Raw genomic sequence first — 17659 nt, forward strand, 5'->3', positions numbered from 1 at the left:
AGAGACAAGCATGACTTACGGCGTTGAATTCAAAAATATCACCAAACGGTATGGCATCGACAAACGTGCGCCACTGGTGATCAAAGGGGTGGATTTCGAGATTGAGCAAGGCTCGCTCACCACCATTCTGGGACCCTCCGGCTGTGGCAAAACCACGGTCTTGCGCATGATCGCCGGGTTGGAGACCCCCACCAGCGGGCAGATTCTGATGTTGGGCAAGGACGTCACCACCCTCGGACCGGCGGACCGCAATGTCAGCATGATGTTCCAGAGCTACGCGCTGTTTCCGCACATGAACGTGCTGGAAAACGTGATGTATGGCCTCAAGATGTCCGGCATCGAGAAGGTTGAGGCCGCGCGGCGTGCGGTGGAGACCCTGGGCAATGTGGGTCTGGTCGGTTATGACGACCGCCTGCCCAGCGAGTTGTCAGGCGGCCAGCAGCAGCGTGTGGCGCTGGCGCGTGCCCTGGTGCTGGAGCCCGGTGTCTTGTTGTTTGACGAACCCCTGAGCAACCTGGACGCGCGCCTGCGCCGTGAAATGCGCGAAGAAATCCGCAGCTTGCAGCAGCGCCTGCGCCTCACCGTGGCCTATGTCACCCATGACCAGAGTGAGGCGTTGGCGGTGAGTGACCAGATCATCGTCATGGACGATGGCCTGATTGCCCAGCGCGGCACACCCCAAGACATGTATGAGCGTCCGAGCAGCGAGTTTGTGGCCGGTTTTATGGGCGAGGCGATGTTGTTTCCTGGGGTGGCTGACGCCGCTGGCATGGTGCAGCTGGGGCCGCTGCAGATCCATTCGCGCCAGACCGTGCCTGCGGGCCAGGTCAAGGTGGCGGTGCGGCCCGAGGCCTGGTACATCCACCACGATGGCAGCGGCCTGCCTGCCACCTTGCGCAAGCTGGCCTACCTGGGCAGCTTTTTTGAATACACCTTTGACACCGCGCTCGGGCCGATTTTTGTGGTCTCGCCCGATTTGACCGATGTGCTGGCGCTGGGCGCCGAGGTGGGGCTGACGCTGGCCGACCACGGCGTGTCGGTGGTGCAGGCCAGCTGACTTGTCCGGGCTCGCATTCGCGCTGATCCTGGTCGGCGCGCTGATCCACGCCGGCTGGAACATCGTCGCCAAGAAGGCGCAGGGGGACGCCCGTTTCACGTTCTTCAGCTGCATCATCATGGCGGTGGTCTGGTCGCCGCTGGCGCTTTGGCTCGGCTGGGAGGTGATGCCGCTGTGGGGGCTGACCGAGTGGTTGTTCATCGCGGCCAGCGGTTTTGTGCACTGGGTGTACTTTGTCTGCCTGCTCACCGGCTACCGCAAAAGTGATTTGACCGTGGTCTACCCGCTGGCACGCGGTAGTGGGCCGCTGCTGTCCTCGTTTGTCGCGGTGGTGGTGTTTGGTGAACGCCTGAGTGCCCTGGGTGTGGTCGGCATTGTCGGTGTGGTGGCGGGGGTGTTTCTGATTGCTGGTGGGCCGGGGCTGTTCAAGGCCGCACACGACCCGGCTCGGCGTGAGCGGGTGTTGGCCGGGGTGTTCTGGGGGTTGCTGACTGGTGCCCTGATTGCCGCCTACACGGTGCTCGATGCTTATGCGGTCAAGGTGATTGCGCTGTCCCCGATCCTGTTTGACTACTGGTGCAACATCCTGCGCCTGCCTTATGCCGTGGTGCCGGTGCTGCGCAACCGGGCCGAGGCCTGGCGGTTGTGGCAGCTTCAGTGGCGCTACGCGCTGGTGGTGGCGGTGTTCAGCCCGATGGCTTATGTGTGTGTGTTATTTGCAGTGCGTCTGGCACCGGTCAGCCATGTGGCCCCGGCGCGTGAGGTCAGCATGTTGTTTGCGGCCTTGATTGGTGGGCACCTGCTCGGTGAGGGGGATCGGGGCTCGCGGATTGTGGGGGCGCTGGCGATTGCACTGGGGGTGATGGCCCTGGCTTTGGGCTGAGCTATACAAGTTTTGTTATGGCTTGTGTCGTAGAAACTGTGGTAAGCGGGCGATGAAGTGGGGTCAAATGCCGTAATAATCCGTTCATGAACCAACTCAACGCCCTCAAACAATTCACCACCGTGGTTGCCGACACTGGCGACTTCAAGCAGATCGAGGCCTACCAGCCAACAGATGCCACCACCAACCCGTCCTTGATCCTCAAGGCCGTGCAAAAGGCCGAGTACCGGTCGCTGCTGACCGACACCGCCACCCGCTTCCAAGGCCGTGCGCTCGATGAGATCACCGACCGCCTGCTGGTGCGTTTTGGTTGCGAGATTTTGTCCATCGTGCCGGGTCGTGTCTCGACCGAAGTGGATGCCCGTTTGAGCTTTGACACCAACGCCACCATCACCCGTGCCGAGCGCATCATTGCGCTGTACCAGGCCGAAGGCATCCACATCGACCGCGTGTTGATCAAGGTCGCCTCCACCTGGGAAGGCATCCAGGCCGCTGCCGAGCTGGAGCGCCGTGGCATCCACACCAACCTGACTTTGTTGTTCGCGTTCTGCCAGGCCGTGGCTTGTGGCCAGGCCAAGGTGCAATTGATCTCGCCGTTTGTTGGCCGCATTTACGACTGGTACAAAAAATCGGCTGGCGCTGCCTGGGTCGAAGCCGACAACACCGGTGTCAATGATCCCGGCGTCAAGTCGGTGGCGCAGATCTTCAACTACTACAAAAAGTTTGGCATCAAAACCGAGGTGATGGGCGCCAGCTTCCGCAATGTGGGCCAGATCACGGCACTGGCTGGCTGTGACCTGCTGACCATCAGTCCCGACCTGCTGGCCACGTTGGCAGAGACCGAAGCACCGCTGGCCAAGGCACTGGATGCCCAGGCCGCTCAGTCGATGGACATGGAGCCGGTGAATTTTGACGAAGCCTCCTTCCGCTTTGCGCTGAACCAGGACGCGATGGCGACCGAAAAACTGTCTGAGGGCATCCGCGCCTTCTGTGCCGACGCCGTCAAACTGGATCAACTCTTGCTCGGACATTAAGCATGAACACCACACGTTGCGACCGCACACCCAGCTGGGCGGCGCTGCAGGCCCGGTTTGAAACCAGCGGGCGCAGTTTTGACCTGCGTCCCGAGTTTGCGGCGGACCCCCAGCGTTTTGCCAGCTTCAGCCAAAGTGCGCCGCACGTGTTTGCCGACCTGTCCAAAAACCTGATCGACGAGGCCACCCAGGCCTTGTTGCTCGATCTGGCGCGTCAAAGCGGGTTGGAGTCGCACCGTGATGCGATGTTTGCCGGTGCCAAGATCAACAGCACCGAGCAGCGTGCTGTGATGCATTGGTTATTGAGAAATCCGCCTCTAGCCCTTGTGGATCAAGGGCGAGAAGATATCAAAAATGTAGCGACTGAGTTGGCCCAGGTGCATGCCACGCTGGACGCCATGCTGGCCTATGCCGAGGCTGTGCGGGCCGACGCCGACATCACCGATGTGGTGAACATCGGCATTGGTGGCTCCGACCTGGGGCCGCAGATGGCGGTGCTGGCGCTCGACGAATTTGTGACACCGGGCAAACGTTTTCACTTTGTCTCGAATGTAGACGGGCATGAACTGGCGGCGGTGCTCAAGAAGGTCAAGGTCGAGAGCACCTTGTTCCTGATCGCTAGCAAAACCTTCACCACGATCGAGACCATGACCAACGCGCACAGCGCCAAGGCATGGTTTGAGGCGCAGGGTGGCACCCACATCGCGCGGCATTTTGCGGCGCTCACCACCAATGTGGCGGCCGCCAACAGTTTTGGCATCAGCACCACCTTTGGCTTCTGGGACTGGGTGGGCGGGCGTTATTCGGTCTGGTCGGCGATTGGCCTGCCGTTGGCGATTGCCATTGGTGCGCCCGGTTTCCGTGAATTTCTGGCCGGTGCACACGACATGGACGAGCATTTCCGCACGGCCCCGCTGGCGCAGAACCTGCCGGTGCGCTTAGGGCTGTTGGATGTCTGGTACCGCAACTTCCACGGCTTCACCAGCCGCAGTGTGGCGCCTTACCACTGCGCCCTGAAACGTTACCCGGCTTACCTGCAACAGCTGGAGATGGAAAGCAACGGCAAACGGGTTGATGCCAGCGGCGAGGCCTTGCCTTTTTCGACCTCTCCCGTGGTGTGGGGTGAACCAGGTACCAATGGCCAGCACGCCTACTTCCAGATGCTGCACCAGGGCACCGACGTGGTGCCGGTGGAGTTTGTGGCGGTCAAGAAACCACAGCACAGCCTGCCTGGCCACCACACCCTGCTGCTGGCCAATGTGCTGGCCCAGGCGCAGGCGCTGATGTTGGGCAAAACCGATGCCGGTGGCCACAAACATTTCACCGGCAACCGGCCCAGCACCTTCCTGTTGCTCGACGAGCTGACCCCGACTTCGCTGGGTGCGCTGATTGCCTTGCAGGAACACCGTGTGTTTGTCTCGGGCAGCCTGTGGGGCATCAACAGCTTTGACCAGTGGGGTGTGGAGCTCGGCAAGGTCTTGGCCAAGGACGTCGAGGCTCGTCTGCTCAGTGGCGACACAGCGGGGCTGGACGGCTCCACAGCGGGCCTGCTGGCCCGTTTGCAGGCTTGACCCCACACGCGGTGTTGTTGGACACAACACCGCGCTCTGCCAACGGCAGAGGCCCGAGCCGCCCGGCGCGGGCCCAGCAGCTTCATCCCATGGCGTTAACAAGGATGTGTTCGTGAACATTGTTTTTGACTTTGGTGCGGTGTTATTCACCTGGCAACCCGGCACCTTGCTGATGCAGACTTTCCCGCAGCGTGTGCGCACACCCGACGAGGCCGCGCAGCTGGCGCACCAGGTGTTTGGCCATGCCGACTGGCACGACTTTGACCGAGGCCTGCTGGAAACCGATGCGGTGGTGGCACGCACCGCCCAGCGGCTGGACTTGCCGCAGCAGGACTTGGCGGCCCTGGTGCAGGGCATTGGTGAACGCTTGACGGTGATGTCGGAGTCACTGGCGGTGCTGACGCAGTTGCACCAGCGCCGTCTGGCATGCGATGGTGTGAGCGGTTTGTATTTCCTGTCCAACATGCCGGTGCTTTATGCCCGTTATCTGGAGCAACATCACCCGTTTTTGCAGTGGTTTGACGGCGGTATTTTTTCAGGGGATGTGCTGCAGATCAAACCGGACCCAGCCATTTACCAACTGCTGCAAAGCCGCTACAGCCTGGCTCCCGACAGCACCGTGTTCATCGACGACCTCAAACACAACATCACGACCGCCCAGTCACTGGGTTGGCACGGCATCCACTTCACTTCAGCGCAGCAGTTGCAAACGGATTTGGCCCTGCTGGGCTTGTAGCGCGTCCACATGGTCTGAAAGGCAGGTGTTCCCGCTAGCGACGTAGTGCCGACTCAGGTGTGACGTTATAAGGAAAAACAGCCTCTAGCCCTTATGGGTCAAGGGCGAGTAGCTTCTGAAACCATAGTAAAAACCCTCGCAGAGTTTGCACTCTGCGGGGGTTTTTGATGGTGAGTCGAGTGCCTTAAAAGCCACTCGACGCCGCATGGTGATCTACAGCTAGGCGTTTGGGCGCAGACAGTACCAGAGGTACGGCAAGCCCAAACAACGACGCTGTAGGTCGCCAGGCAAGGAGCTCTTACATGCCCATGCCACCCATGCCGCCCATACCACCCATGTCAGGCATGCCGCCAGCAGGTGCGTCGTCCTTCGGAGACTCGGACACCATGCATTCGGTGGTCAACATCAAAGAGGCCACAGACGCTGCGTTTTGCAGGGCGGTGCGGGTCACCTTGGTCGGGTCCAGGATACCCATTTCGATCATGTCGCCATAGGTGTCGTTGGCAGCGTTGAAGCCGTAGTTGCCCTTGCCAGCCAACACAGCGTTCACCACCACAGAGGCTTCGCCACCGGCGTTGAACACGATTTCGCGCAGAGGCGCTTCGATGGCCTTGAGCACCAGCTTGATGCCGGCGTCTTGGTCAGCGTTGTCACCCTTGATCTCACCAGCAGCTTGCTTGGCGCGCAGCAGAGCCACGCCACCACCAGCCACAATGCCTTCTTCCACAGCAGCGCGGGTAGCGTGCAGGGCGTCTTCGACGCGGGCTTTCTTTTCCTTCATTTCGACTTCGGTGGCAGCGCCAACTTTGATCACGGCCACACCGCCAGCCAACTTGGCCACGCGTTCTTGCAGTTTTTCACGGTCGTAGTCGGAAGTCGCTTCTTCGATTTGCACGCGCACTTGTTTGACGCGGGCTTCGATGTCAGCAGCGGGGCCTGCGCCGTCGATGATGATGGTGTTTTCTTTGCCCACTTCGATGCGCTTGGCAGAGCCGAGGTCAGCCAAAGTCACTTTTTCGAGTGTCAGGCCCACTTCTTCAGCGATGACCTTGCCACCGGTCAGGATGGCGATGTCTTCCAACATGGCCTTGCGACGATCACCAAAACCAGGCGCCTTGACAGCCACAACCTTCAAAATGCCACGGATGGTGTTCACCACCAGAGTTGCCAGGGCTTCGCCTTCGACATCTTCAGCAATGATCAACAGCGGACGGCCGCTCTTGGCGACTTGTTCCAGGGTGGGCAACAGGTCACGGATGTTGCTGATCTTCTTGTCGTACAACAGCACAAACGGGTTGTCCAGCAAAGCGGATTGTTTTTCTTGGCTGTTAATGAAGTAGGGCGACAGGTAACCACGGTCAAACTGCATGCCTTCAACGACGTCGAGTTCGTTTTGCAGGCTCTTGCCGTCTTCCACGGTGATCACGCCTTCTTTACCAACCTTGTCCATCGCGTTGGCGATGATTTCGCCAATGGAGGCGTCAGAGTTGGCAGAAATCGAGCCGACTTGGGCGATTTCCTTGGAGGTGGTGGTGGGCTTGGAAGCCTTCTTCAGCTCTTCGATCAGGGCGGTCACAGCCTTGTCGATGCCGCGCTTCAGATCCATCGGGTTCATACCGGCGGCAACGTACTTCATGCCTTCGCGCACAATGGCTTGGGCCAACACGGTAGCGGTGGTGGTGCCGTCGCCAGCGTTGTCAGAAGTCTTGGAAGCAACTTCCTTGACCATCTGCGCACCCATGTTTTGCAGCTTGTCTTTGAGTTCGATTTCCTTGGCCACGGACACACCGTCCTTGGTCACGGTGGGGGCGCCGAACGAGCGCTCCAACACCACATTGCGGCCCTTGGGGCCCAGGGTCACTTTGACCGCGTTGGCCAAAATGTTCACGCCTTCAACCATGCGTGCGCGGGCTTCGCCGCCAAAAATAACGTCTTTTGCTGCCATGTTATGACTCCAGAATATTTAAGTGAAATGAGTCGCTAGCCCGCATGAATCAAGCGTGACCAGCTATCTATTTGGTATTGAGTGCTTACTTCTCGACGACTGCGAACAGGTCGTCTTCTTTCATCACCAGCAGTTCGTCGCCATCGACCTTGACGGTCTGGCCGCTGTACTTGCCAAACAACACGCGGTCACCGACCTTCACGCTCATCGCGCCGAGTTCGCCCTTGTCGTTCTTCTTGCCAGGGCCAACGGCCAGCACTTCACCTTGATCAGGCTTTTCAGCAGCACTGTCAGGGATCACGATGCCGGAAGCGGTGCGGGTTTCGTTTTCAACGCGCTTGACAATCACGCGGTCGTGCAGGGGACGAAGTTTCATAAAGATCTCCTAAAGTTTTGAAACAAGGTTTAAAACGCAAACGCCAGCTGCGGCAGCGGGCTGTTGTTGTCTTGAAGAGATGTGTGTTCATCACACCGTGCTGTTAGCACTCATCTCTATCGAGTGCTAATGATAAGGGCGTTTGAAAGCTTTTCAAGAGCTAGGCTGACATTTCCCTTGTGTTTGTCAGGTGGCATGTGTCGAGTTGTCGAGTTTCAGCTAACTCAATAGTTTTCTCACTTAACTCGATAGTGATGCCCCCGGATTCGAAGTTCAGCCAGCGCTGACGTTTAGGGGCGTGAAGCGGCCAGGCGTTCAGGAAACCTAAATGCCATCGGCCGTGTCTTTGAAATTGTGGGCGTCCGGATTGGGCCAGTTGCTGTCAGTCGCGAATGACCGCTGTCCGGCAGCCAAATGACTCTGTCAATTTGCCCCATCAGTAATCCATCCCTTTCAGCAGGGGGCGCCTGGAATGCTAACGGATCAAGGCTGGGTTTTCGCCATTCCCGATGCAACAAGTCAAAGAGAAAACTGGTCAATCAGATGTCTGTCTGCTCGGCGAGCTCCAGTGCATCTTCGACTTCGATTCCCAGATAACGCACCGTGCTCTCGATTTTGGTGTGGCCCAGCAGCAGTTGCACTGCCCGAAGGTTCTTGGTTCGGCGATAGATCAGGGTCGCTTTGGTTCTGCGCATGGAATGGGTTCCATATTGGGCAGGATCTAAACCGATCTCCTTAATCCAACTGTCCAAAATTCGGGCGTACTGTCGCGTGCCCAGATGTGGTGATTCATGAACGCGGCTCGGAAACAAGTAGTCGTCCGCCTTCAGTGATGACTCTTTGATCCAGGTCTCGACCGCTTCACGAGTAGGCTGTGTGATTTCAAACTGAACCGGCAATGATGTTTTTTGTTGCAAGACGATGGCGCGGGTCGAGACGCGATCACCATGACAGATGTCATTGACGCGCAATTTCACCAAATCGCAGGCCCTGAGTTTGCTATCCAGCCCCAGATCAAACAACGCCAGTTCTCGAGTCCTTTTGTTGAGCTGTAGTCGAATCCTGATGGCCCAGATGTCTTTGAGCTTGAGAGGTGACTTTTGACCAACAATTTTTCCCTTGTTCCATGGAATCTTGGCAGGCGAAGCGGTTGTAGTGTCCACAATGATCTCCTAAAAGTTGGGGGAGAACAACTGTGGACCGGTTGTGCGAATAGTCAATTCGATCCGGCCGTGGAATGCCGGACAGCTGACATTGGCCATCGGCTTGTCGGTGCCCACAAGAGCCATTCGACTTTCGCAACTACCTGCTACAAAGCGGACGGTCAAACGATGGCAGTAAGGCAATGTCTTGCATGATTGATTGCACCGTGGGCATCGCATCGCAAAAGCGTTCACACGGCTTCAAATGCTTGCCCATGGATCTGGATCCAAGCCTGGGTTCTCACGTTTGAACCGGAATTCCTCATGATCAGATAGAAAATCACCGCATCGCTGAAACGCGCGGCAATCTGATTGTGAACGCGGTGATGGTTGTCGATGAGGCTGCAGAAATGCTTCCTCCATGTGCTAAGACGATGGACTTGGCAATTGCCAGACCGAGGCCAGTTCCGTCACGGCGTTGACGTGCAGTGTCAACTCTGAAAAATCGATCAAAAATACGTTCCAGATATTCCTCTGGGATGAAATCACCTGTGTTTTCAATTCGCATTAACACCCAATCGGATTCCTGCGAAATGCAAACATTAATCGATCCATTTGGTGCCGAATGTCGAATGGCATTGGACATAATATTCCCGATGGCCCGCCTCAACATAAACCTGTCGGCATTCACGATCGCGTCACCTTCAAGGATGAGCCGTAATCCCTTTTCTTCCGCCACAGCATCATAGTAATCAAAGAGAGCTTTGATCTCCTGAGCCAGCGTAATTGAGGTACAGCTTGATGCCGTCAAACTGTTTTCGGACTTGGCTAACAAAAGCATGTCAGAAATCATCCGGGTCATATGATCCAATTCTTCGGCGTTCGATTCAAGAACGCTACGGTACTCATCGGCACTGCGCATTCGCGTTAACGAGACCTGGGTCTCTGTCATCAGGTTACTGACCGGCGTACGTAGTTCATGCGCAATGTCGGAAGAAAAATCGGATAGGCGCTCAAAGGCTTCTTCAAGACGGGCCAGCATGTCATTGAGTGACTGCGCAAGTTCCTCTAGCTCGACTGGCACTGAATCAACCTTTACACGTCGATTGAGCTGTTGAGCCGTTACAACCTGAGCTTGATCGCGCATGGCGCGCAGGGGTTGCAGTCCACGTCTTACAGCAACCCATCCAAGCAAGCCGCTAAAAGCAGCAGCAATTGCGACAAACAGCCATAAGGTTTGCACGAACGACTGCATGTATGCCAAGTGATGCATGATGTCCATGGATGTCGCCACGATGACCTTAACTCCGGGATCAGTACCAATCGACACCTCATCGGCAATGCCCCGATACGACTGCTCACCAGACTGCCACCTGAAAGGTTTGTTCGGGTGATTGGCGGCGCTTGACATGACCAATTCTTTGGGGAAAGTAGCGTCAGGTGTGGAAAAGATCGTCTCGCCCTTTGCGTCATACACGATCAAGTCCAAACCATAGTGGCCGACGAGTGCATCATTTAGAACTTGCGTAATCTGTTGGCGATCACTTGGTGAGTCAAATTTTTCAAAGGTATGACGAGTCAATGTCATTTTGGCCGTCAAAACCTCCATATCCTGTTCTTCAAAGTGCTTTTCAACCGTTGAGGAAATGACAAACCCGAGTGTCATTAGAACCACGGTAGAAGTAATCGCAAATAGTAAAGTCAGCTCCAGCGTGATTGATCTTTTTCTGTTCAGGCGCAATCTGGATTCTCCAAAACATAGCCCATTCCGCGAATTGTGCGTATGAGCTTGGGTTCGAAATCGTCATCTACCTTGGCGCGCAAACGTCGCATTGCAACTTCGATCACATTGGTGTCAGAGTCAAAATTCATATCCCACACTTGAGAGGCAATCAACGAGCGCGGCAACACCTCGCCCTGGCGGCGTAAAAGCAGTTCAAGTAGTGCGAACTCTTTGGCTGTGAGGTCAATGCGCTTTCCAGCACGGGTAACCCGACGACGCATCAAATCAAGATGCAAATTGGATGCCTCCAAGAAGTCCGCGGCAGAAACCTTGGATCCTCTGCGCAAAAGGGTTCGAACACGGGCTAGCAGTTCTGAGAACGCAAACGGTTTGACCAAATAGTCATCGGCTCCGAGCTCTAGGCCCTTCACTCGATCATCAACATGATCGCGGGCCGTCAAAAACAGCACTGGAATATCCTTGCCTGAGCGTCGAATGCCTGCCAACACCCCCCATCCATCTATGCCCGGCAGCATCACATCCAGTATGACCAAGTCGTAATCTTCAGTGAGTGCGCTGTGTAAACCGTCTGTCCCGTTGCGCAACAGATCTGTGACAAACCCCGCTTCAAGCAAACCTTGTTTGAGGTAATCCCCGGTCTTTTGCTCATCTTCAACTATTAAGATTTTCATGGCGTCCCTTCAATGTTTTCTAATCTGGTGCCATTTTCGATTGCAACAGTCCCGTAGATGTACAGATAACAAGAATGTAATATTCGGCTCATCGAACTGTTAGGTGGCAACGGTCACACTTCATCTTTTACTCATTGCATGTTGATGTGAAAGGAAATGGTTTGACTAAAAATTCAAATGTGAACCGGCGGGAAATGGTCGTTGGCGTTCTTGTGTTGCCTTGGGTGACCACTCAAGCGGCACCTTCGCGTGAGTTGATCGAGGTGTGGAAGACGCCAACCTGTGGTTGTTGTAAAGACTGGATTTCGCACTTGGAAAAAGAAGGTTTTGATGTCAAGACCTACATGGTGAGCGAGTCAGCCAAAACTGCTCAGCGAAGCAAGATCGGCATTCCAGAAAAATTGGGCTCCTGTCATACAGCGCTCGTTAAGGGCTATGCCCTTGAGGGCCATGTGCCAGGACGCGACATCCGTCGCTTGTTAATCGAGCGACCGCGTGCAGTTGGATTGGCGGTTCCGGGTATGCCGGTTGGCTCACCTGGTATGGACGGCCCTGAATACGGGGGCCGAAAAGATCCTTACAACGTTCTGTTGGTTCAGCGCGATGGATCTTCCTCTGTTTTTCATGCCTATTCATGAGCACAAGTCGCCCGCAACAGCAACGGTTCTCCCTATTTTGGTCAATTGTGCTTCGAGCTCGGGAGTGATACATGAAGCCCAATGCGCCAGGTATCCGCACTGGGCGATTGCATCATGTCAGTTACTTGATTGGCTGTAGCTCTGTGACGATCAACTGGCCATTTTCGTGAAGAGCCATGAAGCGCACCTTGTCTCCAGCCTTTACCATGTCGAGCATGGACTTGTCTCTGGCCACAAAAACCATGGTCATTGGAGGCATCTCAAGGTGTTTAATCTCACCATGCTTGATAGTGAGTTTTCCCGCTTCTTTATCGATTTTTCGAACTTCCCCGTCTGTCAAGCTAGGCTTTGCAGACATATCCATTGTGTTGTGGTCTGGGGACGTCTGTGCAAAAACTGAGCCAAAAAATAGGGACGGCAGGGTTATGGCTATTGCAGCCAGCAAAGGTTTCGTTTGTTTCATGAAGTATTTCCTGAAAAGGTAATAGTCAAAGGACCGATAGCGAGTTGACCTTACTTGGCGGCTACGATGACGCGGCCTTTCATACCTGCCTCGAAGTGCCCTGGGTGCAGACACGCAAAATTGATGGTGTCCGCCTTTGTGAATTGCCATATCACATCTCCCTGCTTGCCCGGTGCCAGACTGATCTTGTTCGGCTCGTCGTGTTCCATATCGGGAAACTTCTTCATGACCTCGTAGTGTTCCAGCAGTTCCTTTTCTGTTCCCAGGCTGAATTCATGTTTGACGCCATCGGTGTTTTTTAAGACAAAGCGGATCGTTTCCCCCTTTTTGACCCGAATTTCAGAGGGTTTGAAGCGCATGCCGTTCATCATCTCCATTTCGATCGTACGGTTGACTTTGGAAGCGACTCCGGGTTTTCCAGTGGGCGAATCACCATGTCCTCCAGCGTGAGATCCCGAGGCCAATGCGGCAGAAGATGCTGCAAGCAATGCGATGGAAACCAGTGTGGAAGACTTCGACAGGAGGAGTTTTGCAAATTTCATGTTTACTTATTTAATGGAGGGTTGATAACGCTGAAAAAATTGAGCGACAAATGGCTTTGGCGGCGTTTTACAGTTAGTGCGACACTCCTTTGCCACTGGGCTTGATGGCGCTTGCAGCAGCAGGCGCAGTCTCGGTACTGCCAGTTGGGCGTGCGGTCTGTGGTGTGGTGCCATTCCACTCGTAAGCCACGGTGCCGGCTGGAAACTTATAGTGTCCGGGGTCGCTGTAATCCCCTGGTTTCTGGTCCTTACGCACCTTGAACACGGTGAACATACCGCCCATCTCCAGCGGTCCAAACTGACCGGTGCCGGTCATCATGGGAGCCGTGTTGTCTGGGATGGGCATCTGCATTTCGCCCATATCGGCCATGCCGCGCTCGCCCATCAGCATGTAATCAGGTGCCACTTTCTGGATTTTCCCGACCAGCCCGCGGTGATCCACACCGATCATCGTTGGTACGGCGTGCCCCATGGCGTTCATTGTGTGGTGGCTTTTGTGGCAATGCATGGCCCAATCACCTTCTTCGTCAGCAAGCAGTTCAATCTGGCGCATCTGCCCTACCGCCAAATCGGTGGTGACTTCATACCAGCGCGTGCCGGGCGGCGTCGGGCCACCGTCGGTGCCGGTGACCAGAAACTCATGGCCATGCAGATGGATCGGGTGGTTGGTCATGGTGAGATTGCCAACCCGAATGCGAACGCGGTCGTTCAGGCGCACGTTCAAGCTGTCGATGGCCGGGAAAACGCGGCTGTTCCAACACCAGATATTGAAGTCGGTCATGGTGTTGATCTTGGGTGTCTTGCTGCCAGGCTCCACGTCAAAAGCATTGAGGAGAAAACAGAAGTCCCGGTCCACCTCGCTGATGTACGGGTGTTTGGCCTTCGGGTGCGTCACCCACATGCCCATCATGCCCATAGCCATTTGCACCATCTCATCCGCGTGGGGGTGGTACATGAAGGTGCCTGGCCTACGCGCCTCGAACTCGTAGACAAAGGTCTTGCCCATAGGAATGGCGCGCTGGGTCAGCCCGCCGACACCGTCCATGCCGTTGGGCAAGCGCTGGCCATGCCAGTGGATGGTGGTGTGCTCAGGCAATTTGTTGGTGACAAAAATGCGCACGCGGTCACCTTCCACCACCTCGATGGTCGGACCCGGACTTTGACCGTTGTAGCCCCACATGTTGACCTTGAACCCTGGGGATACCTCTCGCACCACCGGTTCGGCCACCAAGTGAAACTCCTTGACTCCGTTGTTCATGCGCCAGGGCAAGGTCCAGCCGTTTAGGGTGACAACCGGGTTATAGGGTCTTCCCGTGGTAGGGATCAACGGAGGTGCCGTTTCCACCGAAGTCTGGATGACCGGCTCAGGCAAGCCCGCCAGCGCCGAGCGCGCCACAGCCAAGCCAGCCACCGATGCGGCAGCGCCGGCGAAAAATTGTCGACGTGAGTTGAGATGCATGTTCTTCATTCCTTCTTATTAGTGCGCAGCGGGTGCGGCAGTGTCGCCACCACCGCCCAGCGATACAAAACTTTCTGGTTCACCGCCTTGCAGCACCCACTGCAAGTCGGCCTCGGCGATCCAGAAGTCACGCCGAGCACCTATGGCGTCGATCACGGCCTGTGACTGATTGCGAGATTCATCCAGCAAATCCCAAACACTGCTCAACATCCCGTTGTAGTGCAGGAGAGTTTCCTCGCTGATGAATTCGCGCACCTTTAGCACCTCATCCCGCGTGCCTTTGACCAATGCGTGGCTGGCCTGATATGCGGCCAGCGCCAATTCGACGTTGGATTGGTTGCGTATGCCTTCAGCAATTGGCAGTTGCGCTTGTATCGCCGTTACCTTTTTCCGCCATTCATCGCGTGGGACAAGTTGTGGGGGCACATCTGGCAGGGAATCGGGTAGCGTCACATGCGTGTATTGACCTCTTAAACCCAGTAGCTTTATCAAACCAGCCTGAGCCTGGTCCGCTGTGTATTGGGCGCGTACCAGATTCATTTTGGCGGTTGACTGGGCCAGTTGCATCTGAGTCTGTTGCAGCTTGCTCCAATTGCCCACGTTGACCATGCGCCTGCCCAATTCATTTGCAGCTTCGGTAGCATCCAGGGCTGCACGGTACTGCGCCAGAGCTTGACGTGTGGCAACCGCTTGCAACCAGGCTTTTCGCCCTTGTACGGCCACCTCCAGCACCTCGTCCATACCGTCCACTTTGCGCTGAAGGCTGGGGTCAACTTCTGTCCAGCGGCCCGTCACGATATGTGCCACAGTGGCCGTGTCAAGACGAGTCAACGACCGAGCCAAATCGCGGTGAGCTCGCCAAGCCTGACGAGTAATATCTTCTATCGTTAGCAGCTTGAGCCCATTGGCGACCTGCCCTTGTGTTGTCGAGGGCGACTCATTGGCTTTTTCCCATTTGAGTACATCCGCATGGCCTCGCTTGAGTTGCCCCACCGCATCGTTTGCATTTCGCCAGTCTGTGCCCGAGTCGGGAGCAGTCGTCTGTGCTGACAATGTCAATGGAATCGACACGAAACCCAAAACCATAACTGGCCACACATGTTTTATTTTAAGTTTGAGAGTCACTATTTAACTTCCTTTTGATGTGGATCAAACAGTTCTTATTGTGCGGGCTAACAAATGTCATTTGAATGTCTCGAAAATTACATAGTCGTAATGTTCATCAGTGATGTGTTAAATCCGACAATAGAAAATTCACTAAAAAATGGCGTTGCTTGCACGCACCTGATCATCAGATCGGGCTGCCATTGAAGCTGTTGGCGTGGGTTGTGTCGGCGAATGCACTGAATGATGTGCAATCACGTCAAGTCGCTTTGAGGCTTCAACTTGCTGCTGACCGATTTGCATAACAAAAGTGACTGTCTGTAGTGCATTAGCTTCTCAGAAGTCCGGGGGGGGCGGATCAAGACCGCGAGCTCTGATCACAAGTGCTTATTTCCGATGTCGGAAAAACCGGCATCGGTGACACCGTTGTTGTCAAACCGGGCGACGTAGTCGAAACCGCGCCCAATCGAGCCAGCGTTTCCCCCTTTGGGGTGTTTCATGGGTCTTTCGTCCCCCTATCGCGCCCTCATGGACGCACCTTTGCCATCAACCACACTCGACTGAGATAGATGTTGGTCAGTGCCAGAGCAGTAAATACCCGTGTCGCATTCTTTTGCAATCCGCGGTATCGCACCTTGCCAAATCCCCACAGCCGCTTGACCACAGCAAAGACATGCTCCACGCGTGAGCGGATTTTTTGGATATGTTGCGGTTCTTGGCGCAAATCGCCTCAACGACAACCCCAGCGCGGCGACTGCGCTGATTGGTGAAGTCTTTGGCCTTGGGTGCGGCACTGTGGATCAGCTCCTTCTGGCTGGCATAGGCACTGTCGCCATAGACGCGTTGCTCGCAGCCATGCAATAAATCTGGCAGTCGGTGTTTGCAATGAATCATGCAAATCACGGGCCAGGTTGGGACTAAATCAGCATTGCCTTAGTCAGAAAGACCGAATAAAGAATGCGGGTGGAGGTGCGACATCTTGTTCTAGGACGCATTTGTGGCTTCCTGACGCTCCAAGATGTAGATTGCACCCCGAAATTTACTTGCGGGTTTCCGATTTCTTTTGCGTGAAGAGTCTAGCAACTTCGTTACCAGACATGGAGATTGTTTTTCCGTCGCTGGTTTCCATTGATACGCCGTCCTTCATGTAAACGATTTTCCCCATTGAATCTTCCATGGACATCTTGCCGTCCTTGTAATGGTGCATCGTGGTTCCATCCTTGAGTTGCACGGACTGCACGATGGCGGCATCACCTTTTGAGACATCTGGACCTGCGGCAACAGCCGACAGAGCGGTAGCGACAAGACTCAAGGCGATCAGCGATTTGCGAATAGACATGATAAAACTCCATTTTGATGATATCGGTGCCCTGTTGAGTTCTTCAGTAGGGCCAGTGATGCAACTGCTGCATCACAGGGGTTAATGTAGAACTCGGGTACTGTCAGCAGCATGACCCAGAAATTACAGATATGTAGGATTTGGGTCATAAGCCGAATATCATGGAGTTTTCTTGCTGTCTTGCGTGATCGTGAAACGCGGGCAGAATTAACAACACCCACCCGCCAGGTCATCCAAAATTGGGCAGTCAGGTCGTTCATTGTCTGGGCAATGTGTTAGCAGCGAAGCCAAGGTCCGTTGCATGGACTGCATGGCCTCAATGCGTACGGCCAAGTCCTCAACATGCTTTTGTGCAACGCGTTTGACACTGGCACTTGCACGCGTTCGGTTGCGCCACAATCCCACCAGTTCCGCAATCTCGATCATGGAAAACCCAAGTTCCCGCCCGCGTTTGATGAACTGCAGAGTGCGCACATCTGCCTCGCCATATTGACGGTAACCGCTGTCTGTACGTGCCACTGGAGCCAGTAAACCCAGTCCTTCATAGTGCCTGATCATCTTGGCCGACACCTTGGAAAGACGCGCTGCGACACCAATTGTCACCGGCCAAACGGTGCCAACCAAGTCAGCAGTGACCTTTATGTCAGCTTTCATTGGACGACGATATAGCCTTCGTCCGTGATGGCCTTGGAAATCAGTTCAGGCGCACACGTGGAAACCACCTCCACCTTATTGAGGTGTCGATCAATCGTCACTTCGGCTTTTGGATCAATCCCTTTGACGGCACGAGCGACTGCTTTTTCACAATGGCCACATGTCATGCCCGTGACGGTGAAAGATTGGTTCATAAAAACTCCTTTTAAACATTGGAAAGCATAGCTTGAAGCCTCCCACCATGGGAAGGTCAAGGGTTAGAAGCATGGAATCTTTGTGCTTGACCTTGCCACAGTGTCAA

Annotated in this window: 19 protein-coding genes and 1 pseudogene; 6 read left to right on the plus strand and 14 right to left on the minus strand. The window is 55.3% G+C overall.

Going from position 1 to position 17659, the window contains the following annotated elements; genetic code table 11:
• The first annotated feature begins 10 nt into the window (after window positions 1–10).
• From FDG13_RS15105 to FDG13_RS15125, 5 genes are all read left to right on the plus strand, one after another.
• On the plus strand, window positions 11–1057 hold the full coding sequence (locus FDG13_RS15105) for an ABC transporter ATP-binding protein (RefSeq protein WP_180129277.1): 1047 nt from the start codon (window positions 11–13) through the stop codon (window positions 1055–1057).
• A 1-nt stretch (window position 1058) separates the two neighbouring features.
• Window positions 1059–1940 (plus strand): EamA family transporter, encoded by an 882-nt coding sequence (locus FDG13_RS15110; RefSeq protein WP_180129279.1) that lies wholly within the window; start codon window positions 1059–1061, stop codon window positions 1938–1940.
• A gap of 86 nt (window positions 1941–2026) precedes the next feature.
• Entirely contained in the window at window positions 2027–2974 is a 948-nt protein-coding gene (gene tal, locus FDG13_RS15115) for a transaldolase (RefSeq protein ID WP_180129282.1), read from the plus strand.
• 2 nt (window positions 2975–2976) lie between these two features.
• Entirely contained in the window at window positions 2977–4545 is a 1569-nt protein-coding gene (pgi, locus tag FDG13_RS15120) for a glucose-6-phosphate isomerase (protein ID WP_180129284.1), read from the plus strand.
• A 112-nt stretch (window positions 4546–4657) separates the two neighbouring features.
• A complete protein-coding gene (locus tag FDG13_RS15125) occupies window positions 4658–5281 on the plus strand; it encodes an HAD family phosphatase (RefSeq protein ID WP_180129286.1) in 624 nt (207 codons plus the stop codon).
• A 298-nt stretch (window positions 5282–5579) separates the two neighbouring features.
• On the opposite strand, the gene groL is transcribed toward FDG13_RS15125, so the two are convergent.
• From groL to FDG13_RS15150, 5 genes are all read right to left on the minus strand, one after another.
• Window positions 5580–7226, minus strand: coding sequence for a chaperonin GroEL (groL, locus tag FDG13_RS15130; RefSeq protein WP_078364255.1), 1647 nt, complete (start codon window positions 7224–7226; stop codon window positions 5580–5582).
• A gap of 85 nt (window positions 7227–7311) precedes the next feature.
• Window positions 7312–7602, minus strand: coding sequence for a co-chaperone GroES (locus FDG13_RS15135; protein WP_078364254.1), 291 nt, complete (start codon window positions 7600–7602; stop codon window positions 7312–7314).
• A gap of 539 nt (window positions 7603–8141) precedes the next feature.
• Window positions 8142–8765 (minus strand): tyrosine-type recombinase/integrase, encoded by a 624-nt coding sequence (locus FDG13_RS15140; RefSeq protein WP_078363141.1) that lies wholly within the window; start codon window positions 8763–8765, stop codon window positions 8142–8144.
• A gap of 319 nt (window positions 8766–9084) precedes the next feature.
• Window positions 9085–10485: a heavy metal sensor histidine kinase gene (locus FDG13_RS15145; RefSeq protein ID WP_255435273.1), complete on the minus strand. Its 1401-nt coding sequence runs from the start codon at window positions 10483–10485 to the stop codon at window positions 9085–9087.
• A complete protein-coding gene (locus tag FDG13_RS15150; protein ID WP_180129289.1) occupies window positions 10476–11159 on the minus strand; it encodes a heavy metal response regulator transcription factor in 684 nt (227 codons plus the stop codon). Before FDG13_RS15150 ends, FDG13_RS15145 begins: the two co-directional genes overlap by 10 nt.
• 194 nt (window positions 11160–11353) lie before the next feature.
• Here FDG13_RS15150 and FDG13_RS15155 point away from each other — a divergent pair, with 194 nt between their 5' ends.
• A complete protein-coding gene (locus tag FDG13_RS15155; protein WP_180129529.1) occupies window positions 11354–11797 on the plus strand; it encodes a DUF411 domain-containing protein in 444 nt (147 codons plus the stop codon).
• A gap of 121 nt (window positions 11798–11918) precedes the next feature.
• Here the strand turns inward: FDG13_RS15155 and FDG13_RS15160 are convergent, their stop codons facing one another.
• The 9 genes and pseudogenes from FDG13_RS15160 to FDG13_RS15195 all read right to left on the minus strand — a co-directional run bounded on the left by FDG13_RS15160 (window position 11919) and on the right by FDG13_RS15195 (window position 17552).
• The gene (locus FDG13_RS15160) at window positions 11919–12260 is read right to left on the minus strand and encodes a copper-binding protein (protein ID WP_180129291.1); all 342 of its coding nucleotides are present in this window, start codon (window positions 12258–12260) and stop codon (window positions 11919–11921) included.
• 50 nt (window positions 12261–12310) lie between these two features.
• Entirely contained in the window at window positions 12311–12802 is a 492-nt protein-coding gene (locus FDG13_RS15165; protein ID WP_078363146.1) for a plastocyanin/azurin family copper-binding protein, read from the minus strand.
• A 73-nt stretch (window positions 12803–12875) separates the two neighbouring features.
• Complete coding sequence (locus FDG13_RS15170; protein ID WP_180129294.1) at window positions 12876–14261, minus strand: multicopper oxidase family protein; 1386 nt, start codon at window positions 14259–14261, stop codon at window positions 12876–12878.
• Window positions 14262–14279: 18 nt separating this feature from the next.
• A complete protein-coding gene (locus FDG13_RS15175) occupies window positions 14280–15386 on the minus strand; it encodes a TolC family protein (RefSeq protein WP_180129297.1) in 1107 nt (368 codons plus the stop codon).
• A 356-nt stretch (window positions 15387–15742) separates the two neighbouring features.
• Window positions 15743–15865: a hypothetical protein gene (locus FDG13_RS21175; RefSeq protein WP_255435274.1), complete on the minus strand. Its 123-nt coding sequence runs from the start codon at window positions 15863–15865 to the stop codon at window positions 15743–15745.
• Window positions 15866–15891: 26 nt separating this feature from the next.
• A pseudogene (locus tag FDG13_RS21180) lies at window positions 15892–16059 on the minus strand (transposase); the annotation flags it as partial.
• Between the two features lie 345 nt (window positions 16060–16404).
• The gene (locus FDG13_RS15185) at window positions 16405–16704 is read right to left on the minus strand and encodes a CopK family periplasmic copper-binding protein (protein ID WP_180129300.1); all 300 of its coding nucleotides are present in this window, start codon (window positions 16702–16704) and stop codon (window positions 16405–16407) included.
• Window positions 16705–16911: 207 nt separating this feature from the next.
• Window positions 16912–17358, minus strand: a complete 447-nt coding sequence (locus tag FDG13_RS15190) for a MerR family DNA-binding protein (RefSeq protein WP_078363149.1) — start codon at window positions 17356–17358, stop codon at window positions 16912–16914.
• Window positions 17355–17552 (minus strand): heavy-metal-associated domain-containing protein, encoded by a 198-nt coding sequence (locus FDG13_RS15195; protein WP_078363150.1) that lies wholly within the window; start codon window positions 17550–17552, stop codon window positions 17355–17357. Before FDG13_RS15195 ends, FDG13_RS15190 begins: the two co-directional genes overlap by 4 nt.
• Window positions 17553–17659 lie beyond the last annotated feature (107 nt).

Origin of the sequence: Rhodoferax sp. BLA1, from assembly GCF_013416775.1 — a bacterium.
In the GTDB taxonomy this organism is placed as follows: Bacteria; Pseudomonadota; Gammaproteobacteria; order Burkholderiales; family Burkholderiaceae_C; genus Rhodoferax.